At 51.5% G+C, this 19,267-nt stretch carries 18 protein-coding genes; 10 read left to right on the top strand and 8 right to left on the bottom strand.

Annotated elements, in window-relative coordinates; genetic code table 11:
* Nucleotides 1-9: 9 nt before the first annotated feature.
* The 7 genes from MJX74_RS07525 to MJX74_RS07495 form a co-directional block, all read right to left on the bottom strand.
* A complete protein-coding gene (locus tag MJX74_RS07525) occupies nucleotides 10-711 on the bottom strand; it encodes a CoA transferase subunit A (RefSeq protein ID WP_173500440.1) in 702 nt (233 codons plus the stop codon).
* Nucleotides 712-955: 244 nt separating this feature from the next.
* Nucleotides 956-1,870, bottom strand: a complete 915-nt coding sequence (locus MJX74_RS07520) for a hydroxymethylglutaryl-CoA lyase (protein ID WP_240222172.1) — start codon at nucleotides 1,868-1,870, stop codon at nucleotides 956-958.
* Entirely contained in the window at nucleotides 1,867-3,867 is a 2,001-nt protein-coding gene (locus MJX74_RS07515; RefSeq protein WP_240222170.1) for an acetyl/propionyl/methylcrotonyl-CoA carboxylase subunit alpha, read from the bottom strand. The genes MJX74_RS07520 and MJX74_RS07515 overlap by 4 nt, the downstream gene beginning before the upstream one ends.
* Nucleotides 3,867-4,667 (bottom strand): enoyl-CoA hydratase/isomerase family protein, encoded by an 801-nt coding sequence (locus MJX74_RS07510; RefSeq protein ID WP_240222168.1) that lies wholly within the window; start codon nucleotides 4,665-4,667, stop codon nucleotides 3,867-3,869. Before MJX74_RS07510 ends, MJX74_RS07515 begins: the two co-directional genes overlap by 1 nt.
* Nucleotides 4,668-4,972: 305 nt before the next feature.
* The gene (locus MJX74_RS07505) at nucleotides 4,973-6,580 is read right to left on the bottom strand and encodes a carboxyl transferase domain-containing protein (protein WP_240222166.1); all 1,608 of its coding nucleotides are present in this window, start codon (nucleotides 6,578-6,580) and stop codon (nucleotides 4,973-4,975) included.
* A 294-nt stretch (nucleotides 6,581-6,874) separates the two neighbouring features.
* On the bottom strand, nucleotides 6,875-8,044 hold the full coding sequence (locus tag MJX74_RS07500; RefSeq protein ID WP_240222164.1) for an isovaleryl-CoA dehydrogenase: 1,170 nt from the start codon (nucleotides 8,042-8,044) through the stop codon (nucleotides 6,875-6,877).
* Between the two features lie 33 nt (nucleotides 8,045-8,077).
* On the bottom strand, nucleotides 8,078-8,482 hold the full coding sequence (locus MJX74_RS07495; protein ID WP_240222162.1) for a MerR family transcriptional regulator: 405 nt from the start codon (nucleotides 8,480-8,482) through the stop codon (nucleotides 8,078-8,080).
* Nucleotides 8,483-8,746: 264 nt separating this feature from the next.
* Between MJX74_RS07495 and MJX74_RS07490 the strand changes: the two genes are divergently transcribed.
* The 9 genes from MJX74_RS07490 to MJX74_RS07450 all read left to right on the top strand — a co-directional run bounded on the left by MJX74_RS07490 (nucleotide 8,747) and on the right by MJX74_RS07450 (nucleotide 17,633).
* Complete coding sequence (locus MJX74_RS07490; protein ID WP_240222160.1) at nucleotides 8,747-9,928, top strand: thiolase family protein; 1,182 nt, start codon at nucleotides 8,747-8,749, stop codon at nucleotides 9,926-9,928.
* A gap of 75 nt (nucleotides 9,929-10,003) precedes the next feature.
* Entirely contained in the window at nucleotides 10,004-11,500 is a 1,497-nt protein-coding gene (locus tag MJX74_RS07485) for a CoA-acylating methylmalonate-semialdehyde dehydrogenase (RefSeq protein ID WP_240222158.1), read from the top strand.
* Nucleotides 11,501-11,767: 267 nt separating this feature from the next.
* Entirely contained in the window at nucleotides 11,768-12,925 is a 1,158-nt protein-coding gene (locus tag MJX74_RS07480; RefSeq protein WP_240222156.1) for an acyl-CoA dehydrogenase family protein, read from the top strand.
* Nucleotides 12,926-13,106: 181 nt separating this feature from the next.
* A complete protein-coding gene (locus tag MJX74_RS07475; RefSeq protein ID WP_240222154.1) occupies nucleotides 13,107-13,880 on the top strand; it encodes an enoyl-CoA hydratase in 774 nt (257 codons plus the stop codon).
* A complete protein-coding gene (locus MJX74_RS07470) occupies nucleotides 13,880-15,022 on the top strand; it encodes an enoyl-CoA hydratase/isomerase family protein (RefSeq protein WP_240222153.1) in 1,143 nt (380 codons plus the stop codon). The genes MJX74_RS07475 and MJX74_RS07470 overlap by 1 nt, the downstream gene beginning before the upstream one ends.
* Nucleotides 15,023-15,034: 12 nt before the next feature.
* Entirely contained in the window at nucleotides 15,035-15,922 is an 888-nt protein-coding gene (gene mmsB / locus MJX74_RS07465; protein WP_240222152.1) for a 3-hydroxyisobutyrate dehydrogenase, read from the top strand.
* A gap of 316 nt (nucleotides 15,923-16,238) precedes the next feature.
* A complete protein-coding gene (locus tag MJX74_RS07460; protein ID WP_240222151.1) occupies nucleotides 16,239-16,997 on the top strand; it encodes an SDR family oxidoreductase in 759 nt (252 codons plus the stop codon).
* A 103-nt stretch (nucleotides 16,998-17,100) separates the two neighbouring features.
* Entirely contained in the window at nucleotides 17,101-17,346 is a 246-nt protein-coding gene (locus MJX74_RS07455; protein WP_240222150.1) for a type II toxin-antitoxin system ParD family antitoxin, read from the top strand.
* Nucleotides 17,340-17,633, top strand: a complete 294-nt coding sequence (locus tag MJX74_RS07450) for a type II toxin-antitoxin system RelE/ParE family toxin (RefSeq protein WP_240222149.1) — start codon at nucleotides 17,340-17,342, stop codon at nucleotides 17,631-17,633. Before MJX74_RS07455 ends, MJX74_RS07450 begins: the two co-directional genes overlap by 7 nt.
* A gap of 55 nt (nucleotides 17,634-17,688) precedes the next feature.
* Here MJX74_RS07450 and MJX74_RS07445 read toward each other — a convergent pair whose 3' ends face one another.
* Nucleotides 17,689-18,594 (bottom strand): EamA family transporter, encoded by a 906-nt coding sequence (locus MJX74_RS07445; RefSeq protein WP_240222148.1) that lies wholly within the window; start codon nucleotides 18,592-18,594, stop codon nucleotides 17,689-17,691.
* A 185-nt stretch (nucleotides 18,595-18,779) separates the two neighbouring features.
* Between MJX74_RS07445 and MJX74_RS07440 the strand changes: the two genes are divergently transcribed.
* Nucleotides 18,780-19,208, top strand: a complete 429-nt coding sequence (locus MJX74_RS07440; protein WP_240222147.1) for a nuclear transport factor 2 family protein — start codon at nucleotides 18,780-18,782, stop codon at nucleotides 19,206-19,208.
* The last annotated feature ends 59 nt before the right edge of the window (nucleotides 19,209-19,267 follow it).

The following is a 19,267-nucleotide window of genomic DNA, read 5'->3' as shown; positions in this document are numbered from 1 at the left end:
GTTGCCTCCTTAACCTTGACGGACCATACGACGTTCAATGCGTTTTTCAAAGTTGCCTTTGATCACGCGCTGCACATAAATACCGGGGGTGTGAATTTGTGATGGTTCCAGCTCACCCGGCTCGACTATCTCTTCTACTTCAGCCACGGTAATTTTACCGGCGGTGGCCGCCATCGGGTTGAAGTTCATCGACGTGTGGCGAAACACCAGGTTGCCGTAACGGTCGGCTTTCCAGGCTCGCACTATGGCAAAGTCACCGGTAATGGCAGGTTCCAGTACATAATGGCGGCCATCAATTTCACGGGTTTCTTTACCTTCAGCTACTGGTGTACCGTAGCCTGTTGCAGTAAAAAACGCCGGTATTCCTGCACCACCGGCGCGCATTTTCTCGGCCAGAGTGCCTTGTGGTGTCAGTTCTACTTCCAGCTCGCCGCTCAGCAGTTGTTTTTCAAACAGGGCGTTTTCGCCCACGTAAGAGGCAACCATTTTTTTGATTTGTCGATCTTCCAACAAAATACCTAAACCAAAGCCGTCAACACCGCAGTTGTTTGATACCACGGTGAGATCTTTGGTTTTCATTTTTTTGATTTGGGCAATTAAGCCTTCCGGAATGCCGCATAAGCCAAAGCCACCGGCAATAACGGTCATGCCGTCCTGCAGGCCTGCCATGGCGTCTTCGTAGCTATGTACGACTTTATTAAACCCTGCCATTTGTTGTCCTCTGTTCTTTGCTGAACTATCTGTTGCGAACTGCTCTTCGACTGCGCGGCTGCTGAAAAAATCACATCCGCATCCGCTGGCATCAGTGCCGAGGTAAGCGCGCAGTAAACTTTGACCGGAACCGTGTTTTTCATGGATGAAAAACAGGAGCCTACAGGGACGTATTTACGGCGTGTGCCGGCAAAGTTGTACGGAGTGATTACCGTGTTCGAAGAACCTTAGTTGTTGCTGTTAACTAACTACCAGTTTGAGTGCACTTGGCCCTAAGCGCCAATCCTACTTTAGAACTAGGCTGCTTCCCCAGTTTATCGGTAATAAACCAGCCGGCTTTGGCCAGCGCAGTTAAATCGATGCCGTGTGAAATGCCAAGGCCGTTAAGTAAATACACCACATCTTCAGTGGCAACATTGCCTGACGCACCGGCAGCGTAAGGGCAGCCACCAAGGCCTGCTACAGCGCTATCAATCACCGCAATGCCGCGGTTTAGCGCCACGTATATATTGGTTAACGCCTGGCCGTAAGTATCGTGAAAATGCACTGCCAGCTTATCTACCGGCACCATAGATAGCACCGCATCCAGCATCGCATTGACTTTATCCGGCGTGCCCACGCCTATGGTATCGCCCAGTGAAATTTCGTAGCAGCCCATCTCTAACAGGGCTTTGGCGACCAATGCTACTTCGGTAGGCGCAACATCACCCTGATACGGGCAGCCGACCACACAAGACACATAGCCGCGCACCTTAATACCATCGGCTCTGGCCGCTTCAACCAGCGGCGCAAAGCGCGTCAGGCTCTCAGCGATAGTGCAGTTAATGTTTTTCTGGCTAAAGGCTTCTGATGCGGCGGCAAAAATTGCCACTTCAGTGACATTAGCCGCTTTGGCCGCTTCATAGCCTTTTAAATTTGGCGTAAGTGCGGCGTAGGTGACGCCGGCTTTGTGTTCAATGCCGGCGAATACGTCAGCAGAGTCCGCCATTTGCGGCACCCACTTGGGCGAGACAAAGGCGCCGCTTTCAATATAGCTATGGCCTGCGGCCGTTAGCATATTAATTAGCGCGATTTTATCTACTGCTGATACCGCAGCTTCGTTTTGCAGGCCATCGCGTGGGCCTACTTCAACAAGGCGTACACTTTTTGGTAAGCTCATGCTTCCTCCGGGCTAAAATCAACCAGCTCGGCGCCGTCTTTTACCAGATCGCCGGCGGCGTAAAATACTTCATTTACCACACCGTTTTTCGGCGCTTTAATGCTGTATTCCATTTTCATCGCTTCCATAATTACCAGCGTATCACCGGCATTAACAGTGCTGCCGGCTTTGGCCATGACCGCAACGATAGTGCCGTTCATCGGGGCCGTTAAGCTGCCGGCGTGATCGGCGCCTTCCACTTCAGTGGTTACTTCGGTCTGGTAGATAAAATCATAACGCTGATGCTTAATAAACACGCTGATTGTGTCGCCATTGAAGGTGTCAGCATAGCGGCTTACCCGCACCTTAGTGCGATGCTCGCCCAGTACGGCGCTAAGCTCATCGCCGTTTAGCTCTGCTGTGCAGCAAAGCTGCTGGCCTTCAACATCAATTACATAATGCTGCTGCAGTTGCTGCACTTTCAACAGCGTTTTGTGCTCGCCGTGTTGCAGGGCAATTTCGACAGTCGGTGTTTCGTTCATCCGCCAGCCATGGCTGAACTGCCAGGGGCTGAAACTGCTGCCATGTGTTTGCGGTGCTTTTTGTTGCTGTAAAATAAACAACGTGGCTAATACCAGCGCCTGATTATTTTCTTTATTAGCCGGAGCAAATAACGAGTCGTGGTGCTGATTAATGAAGTTGGTATCAAGCTCGGCGGCTTTAAACGCCGGGTGTTCGGTGAGGCTGGTTAAAAAGCCTAAGTTGGTGGTAACGCCGGCAATACGGTAATCGTCCAGCGCACGTAACATGCGGGCGATAGCGCGGTCGCGGCTTTCATCCCAGACGATTAGCTTGGCGATCATTGGATCATAGAAAGGTGACACTTCATCGTTTTCCACCACGCCGGTATCTACCCGAATATGGCGGTTGGCCTCGGGCTGGCGCAAATAGGTCAGCTTGCCGGTTTGCGGCAGGAAATCGTTGTCCGGGTCTTCAGCATACACCCGCACTTCTATGGCGTGGCCATCCAGCTGAATATCGTCCTGCGCCAGCGGCAGTGTCTCGCCGGCGGCAACCAGCAGCTGCCATTTTACTAAATCCTGGCCGGTGATCATCTCGGTAACAGGGTGTTCTACCTGCAGCCGGGTGTTCATTTCCATAAAGTAGAAGGAGCCGTCTTCATCAAACAGAAACTCTACAGTGCCTGCGCCGCGATAATCTATGGCCTTGGCCGCCTTTACCGCGGCTTCGCCCATGGCTTTTCGCTGTTCGCTGCTGAAATTGGGGGCGGGCGCTTCTTCAATCACTTTCTGGTGGCGGCGTTGGATTGAGCAATCGCGCTCGGCCAGATACACCGCATTGCCGTGGTTGTCGGCAAATACCTGAATTTCAATATGGCGCGGCTTGGTTAAATAGCGCTCGATCAGCATTTTGTCATTGCCGAAGCCGGCTTTGGCTTCACGCCTCGCGCTGGCTAAGGCATCAACGAACTCTTCTTTTTTCCATACCACACGCATGCCTTTACCGCCGCCGCCATAAGCAGCTTTTAGCAGTTGCGGGTAGCCGATACGCTCTGATTCTGTGCTTAGTAGCGCATCGCTTTGATCGTCGCCATGATAGCCAGGCACCAGCGGCACACCGGCTTTGGCCATAATGTCTTTTGCCGCGCTTTTTGAGCCCATAGCGGTAATAGCACCCACCGGCGGGCCGATAAATACCACTCCGGCCTCATCACAGGCTTTGGCAAAGCTTTCGTTTTCTGACAAAAAGCCATATCCCGGGTGAATGGCTTCTGCACCGCTTTGTTTAGCAATAGCGATAATTTTGTCCGCGCGCAGGTAAGAATCTTTGCTTGGTGCCGGGCCTAACAAGTAAGCTTCGTCTGCCATGCGTACATGGCGGGCATTGGCGTCGGCTTCGGAATACACCGCCACGCAGCGGATGCCGAGCTTATGTGCGGTGTCGATAACGCGGCAGGCAATTTCGCCGCGGTTGGCGATAAGTATTTTACGAAACATTATGCGTCTTCCTTGCCGAGCCAGGCCGGTTTACGTTTTTCTAAGAATGCGCTTAGGCCTTCCTGCCCCTCAGGTGATACCCGGATTTCAGCAATCGTTTGCTCGGTATGGGCTATTACGTTATTGCTGATCTTGCGGTTATAAATATTATGGATCAGCGATTTTGCAGCAGTTAACGCCGCAGGGCTGTTTTGCAGCAGGGTGTTGATAAATGTCTCTGCGCTGTCGGCTAATTCACCATCGCCTACCACTTCATGCAGCAAACCGAGTTGTTTGGCTTTTGGCGCCATAAAGCGCTCGGCGGTTAAGAAATAACGCCGGCTTTCACGCTCGCCAATGGCGCGCATGACATAAGGGCTGATCACGGCCGGTATTAAACCTATGCGCACTTCGCTTAAGCAAAAGCTGGCGTTCTCTTCGGCAATAGCGATATCACAGCAGGCGACTAAACCTAAAGCGCCGCCAAAGGCCGCGCCTTTAATTAATGCGATTGTAGGTTTAGGGAATTTATCCAACCTGTGCATTAGGGTGGCAAGTTCTGCGGCGTCGTTTAAGTTCTGCTGATAATCTTTTTGCGCCATCGAGCGCATCCAGTTTAAATCGGCACCTGCAGAGAAGTTTTTGCCGTTGGCAGCCAGCACCAATACCCGCACTTCATCGTTATTGGCTAAGTCTTTCAGCACGGCGATAAGCTCGGCTATCATGGCATCGTCAAAGGCGTTATGCACTTGTGGCCGGTTGAGCGTTAAGGTGGCTACGCCGCGTTGGTCGATACTGACTTCTGTGTATACCTGGGTCATATTTTCTCCGAAAGTTTTTACTTTCCGTTCAATAAATGTGTGTATTCAACCGGCAATCACTCCGCACAACTTTGCCAGAACACGCCGTAAATACATCCATGTAGGCTCCTGTTTTTCGTCCCTGAAAAACACGGTTCTGGTCAAAGTGTGCTGCGCGCTTGCCTTTACCGTTGAACCAGCAAGTGCGGATGTCCTTTTTTCAGCGACCGTTGGAGGCCATGGATGGCCGGAATCGAGCCCCATGGACGGTTTACGGCGTGTCGCAGAAAAAATGGACGCAGCATTTGCGTGTTTATACCCCGTAATTACATCCTGAACACGCCAAAACGGCTCTCTTCAATCGGTGCATTCAGCGCGGCGGCTAGCGCCAGGCCTACCGTCATCCGCGTTTGTGCCGGGTCGATAATACCGTCATCCCACAACCGGCCGCTGGCATAATACGGATGGCCCTGTTTTTCATACTGCTCAATGATCGGCTGTTTCAGCGCTTTTTCGGCTTCCGAAGACAGGGTTTCACCTTTACGCGCCAGGCCATCTTTCGTTACCTGTGCCATTACACCGGCAGCTTGCTCGCCGCCCATTACTGAAATACGGGCATTGGGCCACATCCACATCATGGTAGGGTCATAGGCGCGGCCGCACATACCGTAGTTGCCGGCACCGTAGCTACCACCAATAAGCACGGTAAATTTCGGCACTTTAGCACAGCTTACAGCCATCACCATTTTTGCGCCGTGCTTGGCGATGCCTTCGGCTTCGTACTTTTTACCTACCATAAAGCCGGTAATGTTTTGCAAAAATAGCAGCGGAATTTTGCGCTGGGCACACAGCTCAATAAAGTGCGCGCCTTTTTGCGCCGATTCTGAAAACAGAATGCCGTTATTGGCGACAATGCCCACCGGATAGCCGAAGATACGCGCAAAGCCGCAGACTAAGGTTGCGCCGTAGTATTGCTTAAATTCATCAAAGTCAGAGCCGTCGACAATGCGGGCAATCACTTCTTTTACATCAAACGGCTTACGTAAATCTGTGCCGACTATGCCGTACAGCTCTTTGGCGTCATACAGCGGCTCTTGGGTCGGCTTAATATCCATCGCTTGCGGGGCAGGGCGATTTAAGCGGCTTACTGCGTTACGGGCAAGTTGCAGTGCGTGCTCGTCATTTAATGCATAGTGATCGGCCACACCGGAGATTTTACAATGCACATCGGCACCGCCCAGCTCTTCTGCGGATACTTCTTCACCGGTCGCGGCTTTAACCAGCGGCGGGCCGGCTAAAAAGATAGTGCCTTGCTCTTTTACGATAATGCTTTCGTCAGCCATGGCCGGCACATAGGCGCCGCCAGCGGTGCACAGGCCCATTACCACGGCAATTTGCGGTATGCCTTTGGCTGACATATTCGCCTGATTAAAGAAAATACGGCCAAAGTGCAGCTTGTCTGGGAATACATCGTCCTGGCGCGGCAGGTTAGCGCCGCCGGAGTCGACCAGATAAATACACGGCAGGTGACAGCGCTCGGCTATCTCTTGTGCGCGCAGGTGTTTTTTTACCGTTAGCGGGTAGTAAGTACCGCCTTTTACCGTGGCGTCGTTGGCGACAATCATGCACTCGACACCGCTAACGCGGCCAATACCCGCGACGACTCCGGCACTGGGCACATAGTCGTCGTAGCATTCCCAGCCGGCAAACTGACCAACTTCTAAAAACGGTGAGCCCGGATCCAATAGTTTTTGAATACGATCACGCACAAAGAGTTTGCCACGGGCGGTATGGCGGGCAATTAACGCTTCGCCGCCACCGAGTTTAATTTGCTGTACTTTACTGTTCAGATCATCGACCACGGCCTGCATGGCGACGGCATTTTTCTGGAAGTCCTCAGCGCGAGGGTTGATTTTTGAGGTAATTCTGGTCACTTAAGTTACCTTTTGTGCCACAAGTGAGAGCCAACGGCTTCGCTGCTTCCGCACATTTAACACGCTCGCCCGCTCGGATCTCCCATCCTCGCTCTTGATCGCTCGCTAAGTTAAATCTGCTCCGCGCTTCGCCTCGTCCGTATTTCAAACACTCGCCGGAGTATCCGACCGGCGCGGAACCGGAACAACTAAGCCGACGATCAAGAGCGAATTTGGCAGAAATTCGCGGGTCTGCGTGTTGTTACGGTGGAAGCACAGGCTTACACCGTAGTCCGGTCTGAAGTGCTGTTTATGCTAGTTAGATTCAGTAAACAATTCCCGGCCAATCAGCATACGGCGGATTTCCGAGGTGCCGGCCCCAATTTCGTATAGCTTGGCATCACGCAGTAGGCGCCCGGTAGGGTACTCATTAATGTAGCCATTACCGCCGAGTAACTGGATTGCATCCAGTGCCATCTTGGTCGCCAGCTCCGCTGAGTACAGAATTACCGCTGCCGCATCTTTACGCGTGGTTTCACCACGGTCACAAGCTTTAGCTACTGTATAAACGTATGATTTCGCTGCATTCATTTGGGTGTACATATCGGCCAGTTTGCCCTGCACCAGTTGGAATTCACCGATAGCCTGGCCAAACTGCTTACGGTCATGGATATATGGCACTACCACGTCCATACAGGCTTGCATAATGCCGAGCGGGCCGGCTGCCAGTACTACACGCTCATAGTCCAGACCGCTCATAAGTACTTTAACGCCGCCGCCAATCTGCCCCAGTACGTTTTCTGCCGGGACTTCGCAATCTTCAAACACCAGCTCACAGGTGTTCGAGCCGCGCATACCCAGCTTGTCCAGTTTTTGCGCCGTGCTAAAGCCTTTGGTGCCGCGCTCAACAATAAAGGCTGTAATGCCCTTAGAGCCGGCGTTGATATCTGTTTTGGCGTAAATCACATAAGTGTGTGCATCCGGGCCATTAGTGATCCACATTTTATTGCCGTTTAAAATGTATTTATCGCCTTGCTTCTCAGCGCGTAGCTTCATGCTAACCACATCTGAACCGGCATTAGGCTCACTCATCGCCAGCGCACCGATATGCTCACCCGAGCACAATTTCGGTAGATACTTTAGCTTCTGTGCTTCGGAGCCGTTGCGGAAAATCTGGTTTACACACAGGTTAGAGTGCGCACCGTACGATAAGCCAACCGATGCTGACGCGCGGCTGATTTCTTCCAGTGCAACTACGTGTTCTAAGTAACCTAAGCCAGAGCCGCCGTACTTTTCATCTACGGTAATGCCCAGCAGGCCTAAATCGCCGAATTTGCGCCACAGCTCATTCGGGAACTCATTTTTTTCGTCAATATGGGCAGCGCGCGGCGCGATTTCATCGCGGGCGAAGGCGTTAACCTGCTCACGAATCATATCTACCGTTTCACCTAAATCGAAATTAAGCCCTTTATAACTGCTAATCATTGTAGATCCCCGTTTGCTATGTCTTCTGACCGCTTAAGCGGTTTTATGTTGTTTGGCGTCGGCTAAGGTGTCGCGGCAACGTTTTTCTACCGTTACCAGCTCCATTAGCACAACTTTGATATCGTCCAATTGCTGGTGCAGCTCGGCTTTTTTCAGCTCTATCAGCTTCAGCATGGTATTTAATTGGGTGACGCTGCTTTTATCTGCGTCGTACAGTTCAAACAGCTGGCCAGTTTCGGCCAGGCTAAAACCGAGGCGTTTGCCGCGTAATATCAGCTTTAACCGCACCCGGTCGCGCTTGCTGTAAATACGGGATTGGCCGTTTCGTAAAGGCGAGATCAGCCCCTGATCTTCATAAAAGCGGATACTACGGGTAGTAATATCAAACTCCTTGGCCAGTTCGCTGATGCTATATGTTTTTTCTTCTTTTTCTGTCATATCCGCCTTCCCCGAAAACGCAGTCAATATAAGTGAAGTTTACGTAAAGGTAAAGCTGGTAGCTTGGCGCTAAGTTGGCAAAACGGCTATTTTTGCCTTGTTTGTAAAGCTAAAATGCCAGTTTGTACTGGTCAGACTGTACACTTTGCTGAACCAAAAGCGAGGCACACTACCACAGTGTTAGGTGGTTGACGTTGGCGTAAACGTAAATTTGGTGTAGGCTCTGGAACATCTTTTTAGCCGACAGCTTTTTTGGAGATCTTTATGGCTACCGACAATATTGTAATCGTTGCTGCTACACGCACCGCTATGGGCGGCTTTATGGGCGGCTTAACCGACGTTGATGCGACTGTGTTGGGCGCCACGGCGATTAAAGCGGCATTGGAGCAGGCTGGTATCGGTGGTGATAAGGTCAGTGAAGTGATTATGGGTAACGTGCTGCCGGCCGGTTTAGGCCAGGCACCGGCACGCCAGGCGACATTAAAAGCCGGCTTACCGTTATCCGCGGGCGCCACTACCATTAATAAAGTATGCGGCTCAGGCTTAAAGGCGGTAATGCTGGCCAGCGACCTGTTAAAAGCCGGCAGCGCTGATGTGGTCGTGGCCGGTGGTATGGAGTCGATGAGCAATGCACCGTACCTGCTGCCAAAAGCTCGCGGTGGTTACCGTATGGGCCATGGCGAAATTAAAGATCATATGATGCTGGACGGCCTGGAAAACGCCTACGACGGTAAAGCCATGGGCTGTTTTGCGCAGGGGACAGCCGATGAGAAAGGCATCAGCCGTGAGCAGATGGACGCCTTCGCGGTGCAATCCACTACCCGTGCGCAGCAGGCGATTGCCAGCGGTGCGTTTAAAAACGAAATTACTCCGGTAACTTTTCAAACCCGTAAAGGTGAAATGACCTTTGCGGTAGATGAGCAACCGGGCAATGCCAAAATCGACAAAATTCCAACTCTGCGCCCGGCTTTTGCCAAAGACGGCACCATTACTGCGGCTAACTCCAGCTCTATTTCAGACGGCGCTGCGGCACTGGTGCTGATGCGCGAAAGCGATGCCAAAGCACAGGGTGCTAAGCCTTTAGCGCGCGTAGTGGCGCATGCAACCAACTCGATGGAACCTGCGCTGTTTACTGTAGCGCCGGTTGGCGCGATGCAAAAAGTATTGCAAAAAGCCGGTTGGGACAAAGAACAAGTCGACCTGTGGGAAATTAACGAAGCCTTTGCCATGGTAACCATGCTGGCGATTAACGAGCTGGGCCTGGATGAGAGCAAAGTAAACGTAAACGGCGGCGCCTGTGCGCTGGGCCATCCTATCGGTGCTTCAGGCGCGCGTATTCTGGTTACCCTTATTCATGCGCTGCGCAACCGCGGTTTAAGCAAAGGCGTAGCGTCACTGTGTATCGGTGGCGGTGAAGCTGTGGCGCTGGCCGTAGAAGTACTGTAACAAACATTTAAAGCAGCCGGCGCAATTACACACATAACAGGCCGGCGGCATACCCAAACAATCGGGAGAAGCAACATGACACAACAGGTTAAGCATTTTATCGACGGCGAGTTTGTCGCACCAACAGGTGACAAACTTATCGCTGTTACCAACCCGGCAACACAAGACGTGATTGCTCAGGTGGCGTGTGCCACACCGGCAGAAATGGAACGCGCTATCGAGTCGGCAAAAGCGGCTTTTTTAACGTGGAAAGAAGTTCCGGTATCAGAGCGCGCCCGTTTAATGATGCGCTTTGCGCACCTGTTAAAAGAACACCAGGGTGAAATTGCCGACATTATCTGCCGCGAATTGGGTAAAACGGTAGAAGACGCCAAAGGCGATGTCTGGCGTGGTATCGAGGTGGTTGAACAGGCTGCTAACATTCCGTCATTAATGATGGGCGAAACGGTAGAAAACGTGGCTCGCAGCATCGACACCTACAGCTACATTCAGCCGCTGGGTGTTTGCGCCGGTATTACGCCGTTTAACTTCCCGGCGATGATCCCGCTGTGGATGTTCCCGATGGCCATTGCTTGTGGTAACACCTTTATTTTAAAACCGTCAGAGCAAGATCCGATGACGGTAAACAAAATTGCCGAGCTGTTTGTTAAAGCCGGTGCGCCAAAAGGCGTGCTGCAGGTAGTGCATGGCGCCAAAGAGCAGGTTGATGCGATACTGCATCACCCGGATATTAAAGCTATTTCGTTTGTTGGTTCAGTGAATGTGGGCCAATACATTTACAAAACCGGTACCGACAATTTAAAACGCGTACAGGCCTTTGCCGGTGCGAAAAACCATATGGTTATTATGCCGGATGCCAATAAGCAGCAGGTGGTTAATGCCCTGGTGGGTGCTTCCGTAGGCGCTGCCGGTCAGCGTTGTATGGCAATATCAGTAGCGGTATTTGTTGGTGCTGCAGCAGATTGGATCCCCGAAGTGGCCGCTGCGATTGGCAAAGTACGTCCTGGTGTATACACCGACCAGAATGCTGCTTATGGCCCGCAAATTAGCCCGCAGGCGCGTGCCCGGGTGTTATCGTTAATTGAGCAGGGTAAAAAAGAAGGCGCCACCTGCGTGCTGGATGGTTCAGACTGCAAAGTTGAAGGCTACCCGAACGGTAACTGGGTAGGCCCCACTGTGTTTAGTAATGTGACTACCGATATGGAAATTTATAAACAGGAAATTTTCGGCCCGGTACTAACCACCATGCAGGTTGGCTCGCTGGCTGAAGCATTAAAAGTAGTAAATGACAGCCCGTACGGTAACGGTACTTCTATCTTTACCGCCAGCGGCGCAGCTGCGCGTAAGTATCAGCATGAAGTGGAAGTAGGCCAGGTAGGTATTAACATTCCTATTCCGGTGCCTCTGCCGTTCTTCTCATTCACGGGCTGGAAAGGTTCGTTCTACGGCGATCAGCATGCTTACGGTAAGCAGGCGGTGCGTTTTTATACTGAGACGAAAACCATTACCGCGCGCTGGTTTGACGACGATATTCCGGTGTCTGGCCCGAATATGTCGATTAACTTACGTTAAGTCAGATTAAAGTGCATTTGTAGTGCGGCGCTTCCACCGTAACAACACGCAGCCCCGCGAATTTCTCCCAAATTCGCTCTTGATCGTCTGCTTAGTTGTTCCGGTTCCGCCCGCCTGCAAGTCCTGAGTAAATTACTAATCGGAACAAGCGCAGCGTAAGGGGAATTAATTAGCGAGCGATCAGAAGTGAGGCTGGGAGAGCCGAACGGGCGAGCGTTTAAATCCCCTGAAAGCGTAGCGATTGGTTAAGCGGTAAGGTCCAAACAGATGAATTTCAATTTAACAGAAGATCAACAAGCCTTTGTCGATGTGGCCAAACAGTTTGCTGAACAAGAACTGGCGCCACACGCAGCGCAGTGGGATCGTGAGCATCACTTTCCTAAAGACGTAATTCAAAAAGCCGGCGAACTGGGCTTTTGCTCATTGTATACGCCAGAAGAAGACGGCGGCATGGGGCTATCACGGTTAGATTCGTCCATTATTTTCGAACAGCTGTCGATGGGTTGTACCGCCACCACAGCCATGCTGACCATTCACAATATGGCCACCTGGATGATAGCTAACTGGGGTACAAGTGACGCTAAAGCACAGTGGATGGAGCATTTAGTAACAGGCCAGCAGCTGGCATCTTATTGCTTAACCGAGCCAGGCTCCGGCTCAGATGCTGCCAGTCTGCGCACCAGTGCAAAAAAAGACGGCAACGAATACGTATTAAACGGCTCGAAGATGTTTATCTCCGGTGCCGGTGAAACCGAAGTTTTGGTGGTAATGGCGCGCACCGGCGAAGCCGGGCCAAAAGGCATTTCGGCCTTTATTGTACCTGCCGATGCCAAAGGTGTTATTTACGGCAAAGCCGAAGAGAAAATGGGCTGGAACGCACAGCCAACCAGGCTGATTACGTTTGAAGATGTGCGCATTCCTGCGCATTACCTGCTGGGCAATGAAGGCGAAGGTTTTGGCTTTGCCATGAAAGGCTTAGACGGCGGTCGTATTAATATTGCCACTTGCTCTATTGGTACCGCGCAGCAGGCATTAAATACCGCGCGCAACTATATGTTGGAGCGGCAGCAGTTTGGTAAGCCATTGGCGGCATTTCAGGCACTGCAGTTTAAGCTGGCGGATATGGCCACCGAGTTAGTTGCCGCACGTCAGTTAGTACGCTTAGCCGCGTTTAAGCTGGACCAAAAAGACGGTGAGGCCACAGCCTATTGCGCTATGGCTAAGCGGTTTGCTACCGATGTCGGTTTCCAGGTCTGTGACCAGGCGCTGCAGTTACACGGCGGTTATGGCTACATTAAAGAATACCCGTTGGAGCGGCATTTCCGTGATGTGCGCGTGCATCAGATTTTGGAAGGCACCAACGAAATTATGCGGCTGATTATCGGCCGGCGTTTACTGGATGAAGCTGCTGGTGACATTCTGTAATCGATCTTTGGGATAATGATTTTAAAAGGCTGATGTAGCGCAGGCGGGCTTGTTCTAAACCGACCGTTGAAGCCCCGGACGGGCTGAGACGAGCCCCCAGGGATGGGTTTACGGCGTGTCGGTGTGAATAAGCCCGTTGTAGCGATAGCGCTAATTCCATCGCCCAAAGCAGGAGACAACAATGGCTCAACTAAAACTCGAAAAACGCGGCCACACGGCGCTTATTACCATGTCTAACCCGCCGGCCAATACCTGGACGCGCGACACCTTAACGCAATTGCGTAACGCAGTAAAAAGCCTGGATGAAGACAAAAATATCTACGCGCTGGTGATCACCGGCGAGGGCGATAAATTTTTCTCAGCCGGCGCGGATTTAAAACTGTTTGCCGATGGCGATAAAGCCGTGGCCAGTGATATGGCGCGTATTTTCGGCGAAGCCTTTGAAACCTTAAGTGCGTTTAGCGGCGTGTCTATTGCCGCCATTAACGGCTATGCCATGGGCGGCGGTTTAGAGGTAGCGCTGGCCTGTGATATCCGTATTGCCGAGCAACAAGCGCAAATGGCGCTGCCTGAAGCCAAAGTCGGCTTATTACCTTGTGCCGGTGGCACGCAAAACCTGGCCTGGCTGGTAGGCGAGGGTTGGGCCAAGCGGATGATTTTATGCGGTGAGCGTTTAGGCGCAGAAAAAGCGCTGCAAATTGGTTTAGTGGAAGAAGTGGTAGCTACCGGTATGGCACTGGAAACTGCAATGGCGATGGCTGATAAAGTGGCCGAACAAAGCCCGTCATCGGTTACTGCTTGTAAAAAGCTTATTCAGCAAGGCCGCAGCGGCACCATGCAAAGCGCACTGCCGCTTGAGCGCGAGCTGTTTGTTGGCCTGTTTGATACTAAAGATCAGGTAGAAGGGGTGCAGGCGTTTTTAGAAAAACGTAAAGCCAACTGGGTGAATGGCTAATGAGCGGCGCAAATGACGTGGTGCTGTATCAGCAGCTGAGCGCACACAACGGTAAAAAAATCGGCGTTGCTACTCTGAATTCAGAAAAGTCGCTGAATGCCCTTAGCTTGCCGATGGTGGAGTCTTTACTGCCGCAGCTGCAAGCCTGGCAGGCGGACAACAGCATCAGCATGGTATTGCTGCAGGGCGCAGGCGATAAAGCCTTTTGTGCCGGTGGCGATATTCGTGATTTATACAAAGCCATGCTGGATAAACCCAGCGAATATGCGCCTTATGTCGAAGAATTCTTCACTAAAGAATACACACTGGATTATTTAATCCATACCTTTGGCAAGCCGGTGTTGGTATGGGGTAATGGCATAGTAATGGGCGGCGGTTTAGGCTTAATGGCCGGTGCTTCACACCGTGTGGTTACGGTTACCAGCCGTATCGCGATGCCGGAGATGGCCATTGGCCTGTATCCGGATGTTGGCGCCAGCTGGTTTTTAAACCGTATGCCAGCCGGTTGTGGCCTGTTTTTAGGTTTAACCGGTGCCTCAATTAACGCTGCCGATGCCAAATTTATTGGTCTGGCCGATAACTTCTTACTGCATGAGCGTAAAGCTGCGCTGTTGGAAAAGCTGCTAACAGTAAAGTGGGGAGATACCGTTGCCCTTAATCATCAAAAACTCAGCGATGTGCTGCGTAGCGAAGAAGATCAGTGCCGTACTCAGATGCCGCTGAGTAATATCCGGCCACATCAGGGCGCCATTGAAACGCTGGCGAACCTGGAGAGTTTGCCTGCTGTTATTGCCAACGTTAACGCCATGCAAGGCGAGGACAAATGGCTGCAAAAAGCCAAAGAGTCGCTGGCGTACGGCAGCCCGATTACAGCACATATCGTGTTTGAGTTGTTAAAACTGGGTCAAAGCAAAATACTGGCCGACAGCTTCCGGCTGGAGCTGGGTTTAAGTGTGCAGTGCGGCAAGCTTGGCGAGTTTACAGAAGGCGTGCGCGCACTGTTAATGGATAAAGATTTAACGCCGAATTGGCAATATAAAACGGTGAGCGATGTACCGCAAAGCGTCATCGATGAGCTGTTCCGCTCGCCGTGGCATGCTAACGAGCACCCGCTGCGCGAACTGGGTCAACCGGATAACTGATTAGGAGCAAACATGGCTAAGGTTGCATTTATAGGGTTAGGCAATATGGGTGGCCCTATGGCCATTAATCTGGTGAAAGCCGGGCACGCGGTTACTGCCTTTGATTTATCGGCTGCGGCGCTGTCGCAAGTAAAAGCTGAAGGCGCAGCCGTTGCTGCTACAGCAGCAGAAGCCGTAACAGGTGCGGAGTTTGTTATCTCTATGCTGCCGGCCGGTAAGCATGTCATCGGTTTATATTTAGGTGAACAGGGCATTGCCGGCAATATCAGCAAAGAAGCGCTGGTTATTGATTGCTCTACCATAGACGCCGACAGCGCCCGCAAAGTGGGCGCAGGTTTAGCTGCACAAGGTATTGCCTTTATTGATGCACCGGTTTCCGGTGGTGTCGGTGGCGCGAAAGCCGGTACCTTAACTTTTATTGTTGGCGGCGATGCGGCGCATTTTGAGCGTGCGAAAACTGTGCTCGGTAATATGGGTAAAAACCTGTTTCACGCAGGTGCAGTGGGTGCAGGCCAGGTCGCGAAAATCTGCAACAATATGCTGTTAAGTATCCTGATGGTCGGCACCTCAGAAGCGCTGCAGATGGGCGTGGATAACGGCCTGGATCCAAAAGTGCTGTCAGATATTATGCTGAAAAGCTCAGGCCGTAACTGGACGCTGGAGCTGTACAATCCGTGCCCGGAAGTAATGCCAAATGTGCCATCATCCAATGGTTATCAGGGCGGCTTTATGGTTGATTTGATGGCAAAAGATTTAGGTCTGGCACTGGAAGCTGCATTGCACAGCCAAAGCAGCACGCCAATGGGCGCACTGGCACGCAGCTTATACGTGGCACACCAGCGGGCTGGCAATGGCAAACTGGATTTTTCCAGCATTTTTAAGCTGTTTGAAAAGAAGTAATTGGTTAAGTAGTGAAGTCACGCGGCTACTGCGTACATTTTTTCTGAGACACGCCATAAACCGTCCATGGGGCTCGATTCCGGCCATCCATGGCCTCCAACGGTCTCAGAAAAAAGTACATCCGTATCCGCTACTACTGCGTTTTTACGCAGCTGGTCGTTACTTCAAAGGCAGACGCGGATGTATTTTTTTGGCGGACCGTCTTTTTCAGGGATGAAAAAGAGGAGCCTACAGGGATGTATTTACGGCGTGTCCGACGAAAAATGTACGCAGCGGCTGTCGGTGCAGAACAATACTTGTAAATTAAGGTAGAAAAATGAACCTGAAAAACAAAACCATCGTTATCACTGGCGGAGCGCAAGGCTTAGGCCTGGAAATGGCTCGCATGTGCGCCAATGAAGGCGCCAAACTGGCGTTAATTGATATGAATGCCGACCAGTTAGCCGCCGCCAAAGCCGAACTGGGCGCTACAACCACAGTGCACACCTACATTGCCAACGTAGCGAATGAACAGCAGGTTGAAGAAACCTTTGGCCAAATCGACAGCGATTTTAACGGCATTGACGGCCTGATTAATAATGCCGGTATTTTGCGCGACGGCTTATTGCTGAAATACAAAGACGGCGAGCTGCAAAGCAAAATGTCGTTGGCACAGTTCCAGTCGGTTATTGACGTGAATTTAACCGGTGTATTTCTGTGTGGCCGTGAAGCGGCTGCAGTGATGGTTAAACGTGGTACCAAGGGCGTAATTATTAATATGTCCAGCGTCGCCCGTGGCGGCAATATGGGCCAAACCAACTATGCAGCCTCTAAAGCCGGCGTGGTGGCGATGACCGTAACCTGGGCACGTGAGCTGGGCCGTTTTGGTATTCGCGTGGGTGCCATAGCACCGGGTGTGATCCGCACCGCCATGACCGATGCAATGAAACCTGAAGCACGCGACCGCTTGGAGAAAATGAAGCCGGTAGGGCGCTTAGGCGAAGCCAGCGAAATTGCTCATACCGCCAAATACATTTTTGAAAACGACTTTTTCACCGGCCGGGTAGTGGAAATCGATGGCGGTATCAGCATGTAAGCTGCCGGCTAGTGAGATGAACAAAGGCGCCGCGGCGCCTTTTTTGTTGCCGGATCCGCTAGCAGACCGTATGATAAATTCATACTGTTAGTGGAGGTATGTTATGCAACGTAAAACCATTACCTTAACGCCACAGCAAGACGAGTGGGTTAAAGCTCAGGTGGCGTCCGGCCAGTTTGGTAACGACTCTGAATATATCCGGCATTTGGTCAGGCAGGATCAGATGCGCCGACAGGCTGAGGCTGAGCTGGGCGATATATTGGATCAGGCTTTGGCGTCAGGTGTCAGCGAATCATCCCCGCTGGATATTTGGGAGGCAGCGTTAATGCGGCATAAAAGTAAGTGCTGACATTACAGCTTTCGGCACAGTCGAAAGAAGATTTAGCTGTTATCGCCGATTTTACCCTGGCTGAATTCGGTGAGTATCAAGCGTACATTTACTATCAGCAACTGCTGACAATTTTTGATTTACTGTGTACACAGCCGTTGTTAGGTAAAGACTGCAGTGATATCAGAACTGGCGTGCGCCGTATCGTGCACCGTTCGCACTGCATTTATTACCGGGTAACAGCAGATACACTGCTTATCTTGCGTGTTTTGAGCCGCTGGCAGGATCCTCTGGCAAAATTAAGATAAATTTAATTTCACATCCGATACGAGCAGGAAAGGCGCCGCGGCGCCTTTTTTATTCTCAGCTGCTTACTTTAAGCTTCGCTTGGGCAGAAGCTGGCACTATAACAGTGGTGCGCTGCCCCAGCCACACTCCAAGTAATACCAGCGCCATACCGGCACTTTGCAGCAGTGTTGGTTTTTGTTGCAGCACCAGTGCGCCCAGCACGGTAGCACTTAGCGGGCTAAGCAGGCTAAGGGTAGTTACGGCGGCTGCCGGCATTTTCATTACCCCGCGCAGCCAAAAAACATAAGTTAAACCGGTGCCGATTAAGCCCAGCCAGATATAGCCGAAAACATTAGCCAGGCTAAGTTGGGCCGGCAAGGTTTCAAACAGCAGAGCCAACGGTAATAAAAACAGGCCTCCGGCCGTTAGCTGCCAACTGGTTAATACCATAGCGCTGGCTGGCGGTAGCCATTTTTTTGTCAGTAAGGTGCCACAAGCCATGGCAAAAGCGCCTGTAGCAGCGGCGGCTACGCCGATAAAATCCAGTTTCGCTGCTGGCCCCAACACCAGCATGGCGACGCCGGCTAAACCACACAGTGCGGCTATCCAGCTTAGCATGCTGGTTTTGGTATTCAGCACTGCCCAGCCCAGCAGTACCACCACCAGCGGTTGAATGGCACCAACCGTTGCTGCCACGCCACCGGGTAAACGATAGGCAGCCACAAACAGCAGCGCCTGAAAGATGCCGATATTCAGCATGCCTAACAGAAAAATTTTGCCCCACCAGCCTTTAGCCGGCAGTTGGCGCAGACACAGCAACATGAGTAAGCCAACCGGCAATGTGCGCAGCGTAGCAGATAATAGTGGTACATCGGGCGGTAGAAACTCTGTGGTAACCAGATAAGTGCTGCCCCAAATTAATGGTGCGGCAGCGGTTAAACCAATATCAAACCAGCGGGCTGGTGGTGCGGCTGAACTCATCGAAAACTCCTGAAATAAGCAGATTAAAAAGCACTAAGCTAAGCGCTTGTTGCAAACCACAGGCACTGTAAAAGCTCAACTTAACTTAAGGTCAATAGTTTAATTGGCAGATATGCTTTATATATTGCGTTAGTGGCTGAAATTGTTACTCTGAAGCAAGCAAAAACAACATCTTGGAACCTCTGATGGGAAAAATACTAATTGTTATATCACTGCTGTTTTGTACTATGCCAACCCTGGCCGATGACAAAGCCGAACTTACTGCACTGCTAAGCGAATTTTTAGACGGCGCCACCCGCAACGATGCGGCTATTCACAATAAATACTGGGCTGACGAGCTTATTTACACCAGCTCTGGCGGCACCCGCTTTGGCAAGGCTGAACTGATGCAAGGCGTAACCAGCCGCGGCATGTTAAAAGCAGGCGACATTGATACGGTGTATAGCAGCGAAGATGTGCGCATTATGCAATACGGCGATACCGCAGTGGTGGCCTTTGTGCTGGTGGGTAAATCAGCTAATGAAACCAAGCGCTATTTAAATAGTGGTACTTTTGTGCGTAAAAACCGCCAATGGCAGGCGGTAAACTGGCAAGCGACGATTAAGGCAGATTAACGCTGCCATGCGGGTAAAAAGGAAAATCACCCGATGGCCGTTATTACTGATAACGGTTT

The sequence above is a fragment of the Rheinheimera hassiensis genome (assembly GCF_022436675.1).
Lineage (GTDB): Bacteria > Pseudomonadota > Gammaproteobacteria > Enterobacterales > Alteromonadaceae > Alishewanella > Alishewanella hassiensis.
Note: the sequence above shows the minus strand (reverse complement) of the source record. Positions and strands in the feature narration are given on the sequence as shown.

What these genes read in the sequence shown, in the direction of transcription:
- MJX74_RS07520 (WP_240222172.1), bottom strand. Translation starts at nt 1,870, where the DNA reads ATGAGCTTACCAAAAAGTGTACGCCTTGTTGAAGTAGGCCCACGCGAT.
- MJX74_RS07460 (WP_240222151.1), top strand. Translation starts at nt 16,239, where the DNA reads ATGAACCTGAAAAACAAAACCATCGTTATCACTGGCGGAGCGCAAGGC.
- MJX74_RS07440 (WP_240222147.1), top strand. Translation starts at nt 18,780, where the DNA reads ATGGGAAAAATACTAATTGTTATATCACTGCTGTTTTGTACTATGCCA.
- MJX74_RS07470 (WP_240222153.1), top strand. Translation starts at nt 13,880, where the DNA reads ATGAGCGGCGCAAATGACGTGGTGCTGTATCAGCAGCTGAGCGCACAC.
- mmsB (WP_240222152.1), top strand. Translation starts at nt 15,035, where the DNA reads ATGGCTAAGGTTGCATTTATAGGGTTAGGCAATATGGGTGGCCCTATG.
- MJX74_RS07515 (WP_240222170.1), bottom strand. Translation starts at nt 3,867, where the DNA reads ATGTTTCGTAAAATACTTATCGCCAACCGCGGCGAAATTGCCTGCCGC.
- MJX74_RS07475 (WP_240222154.1), top strand. Translation starts at nt 13,107, where the DNA reads ATGGCTCAACTAAAACTCGAAAAACGCGGCCACACGGCGCTTATTACC.
- MJX74_RS07525 (WP_173500440.1), bottom strand. Translation starts at nt 711, where the DNA reads ATGGCAGGGTTTAATAAAGTCGTACATAGCTACGAAGACGCCATGGCA.
- MJX74_RS07455 (WP_240222150.1), top strand. Translation starts at nt 17,101, where the DNA reads ATGCAACGTAAAACCATTACCTTAACGCCACAGCAAGACGAGTGGGTT.
- MJX74_RS07485 (WP_240222158.1), top strand. Translation starts at nt 10,004, where the DNA reads ATGACACAACAGGTTAAGCATTTTATCGACGGCGAGTTTGTCGCACCA.
- MJX74_RS07480 (WP_240222156.1), top strand. Translation starts at nt 11,768, where the DNA reads ATGAATTTCAATTTAACAGAAGATCAACAAGCCTTTGTCGATGTGGCC.
- MJX74_RS07500 (WP_240222164.1), bottom strand. Translation starts at nt 8,044, where the DNA reads ATGATTAGCAGTTATAAAGGGCTTAATTTCGATTTAGGTGAAACGGTA.
- MJX74_RS07490 (WP_240222160.1), top strand. Translation starts at nt 8,747, where the DNA reads ATGGCTACCGACAATATTGTAATCGTTGCTGCTACACGCACCGCTATG.
- MJX74_RS07510 (WP_240222168.1), bottom strand. Translation starts at nt 4,667, where the DNA reads ATGACCCAGGTATACACAGAAGTCAGTATCGACCAACGCGGCGTAGCC.
- MJX74_RS07445 (WP_240222148.1), bottom strand. Translation starts at nt 18,594, where the DNA reads ATGAGTTCAGCCGCACCACCAGCCCGCTGGTTTGATATTGGTTTAACC.
- MJX74_RS07495 (WP_240222162.1), bottom strand. Translation starts at nt 8,482, where the DNA reads ATGACAGAAAAAGAAGAAAAAACATATAGCATCAGCGAACTGGCCAAG.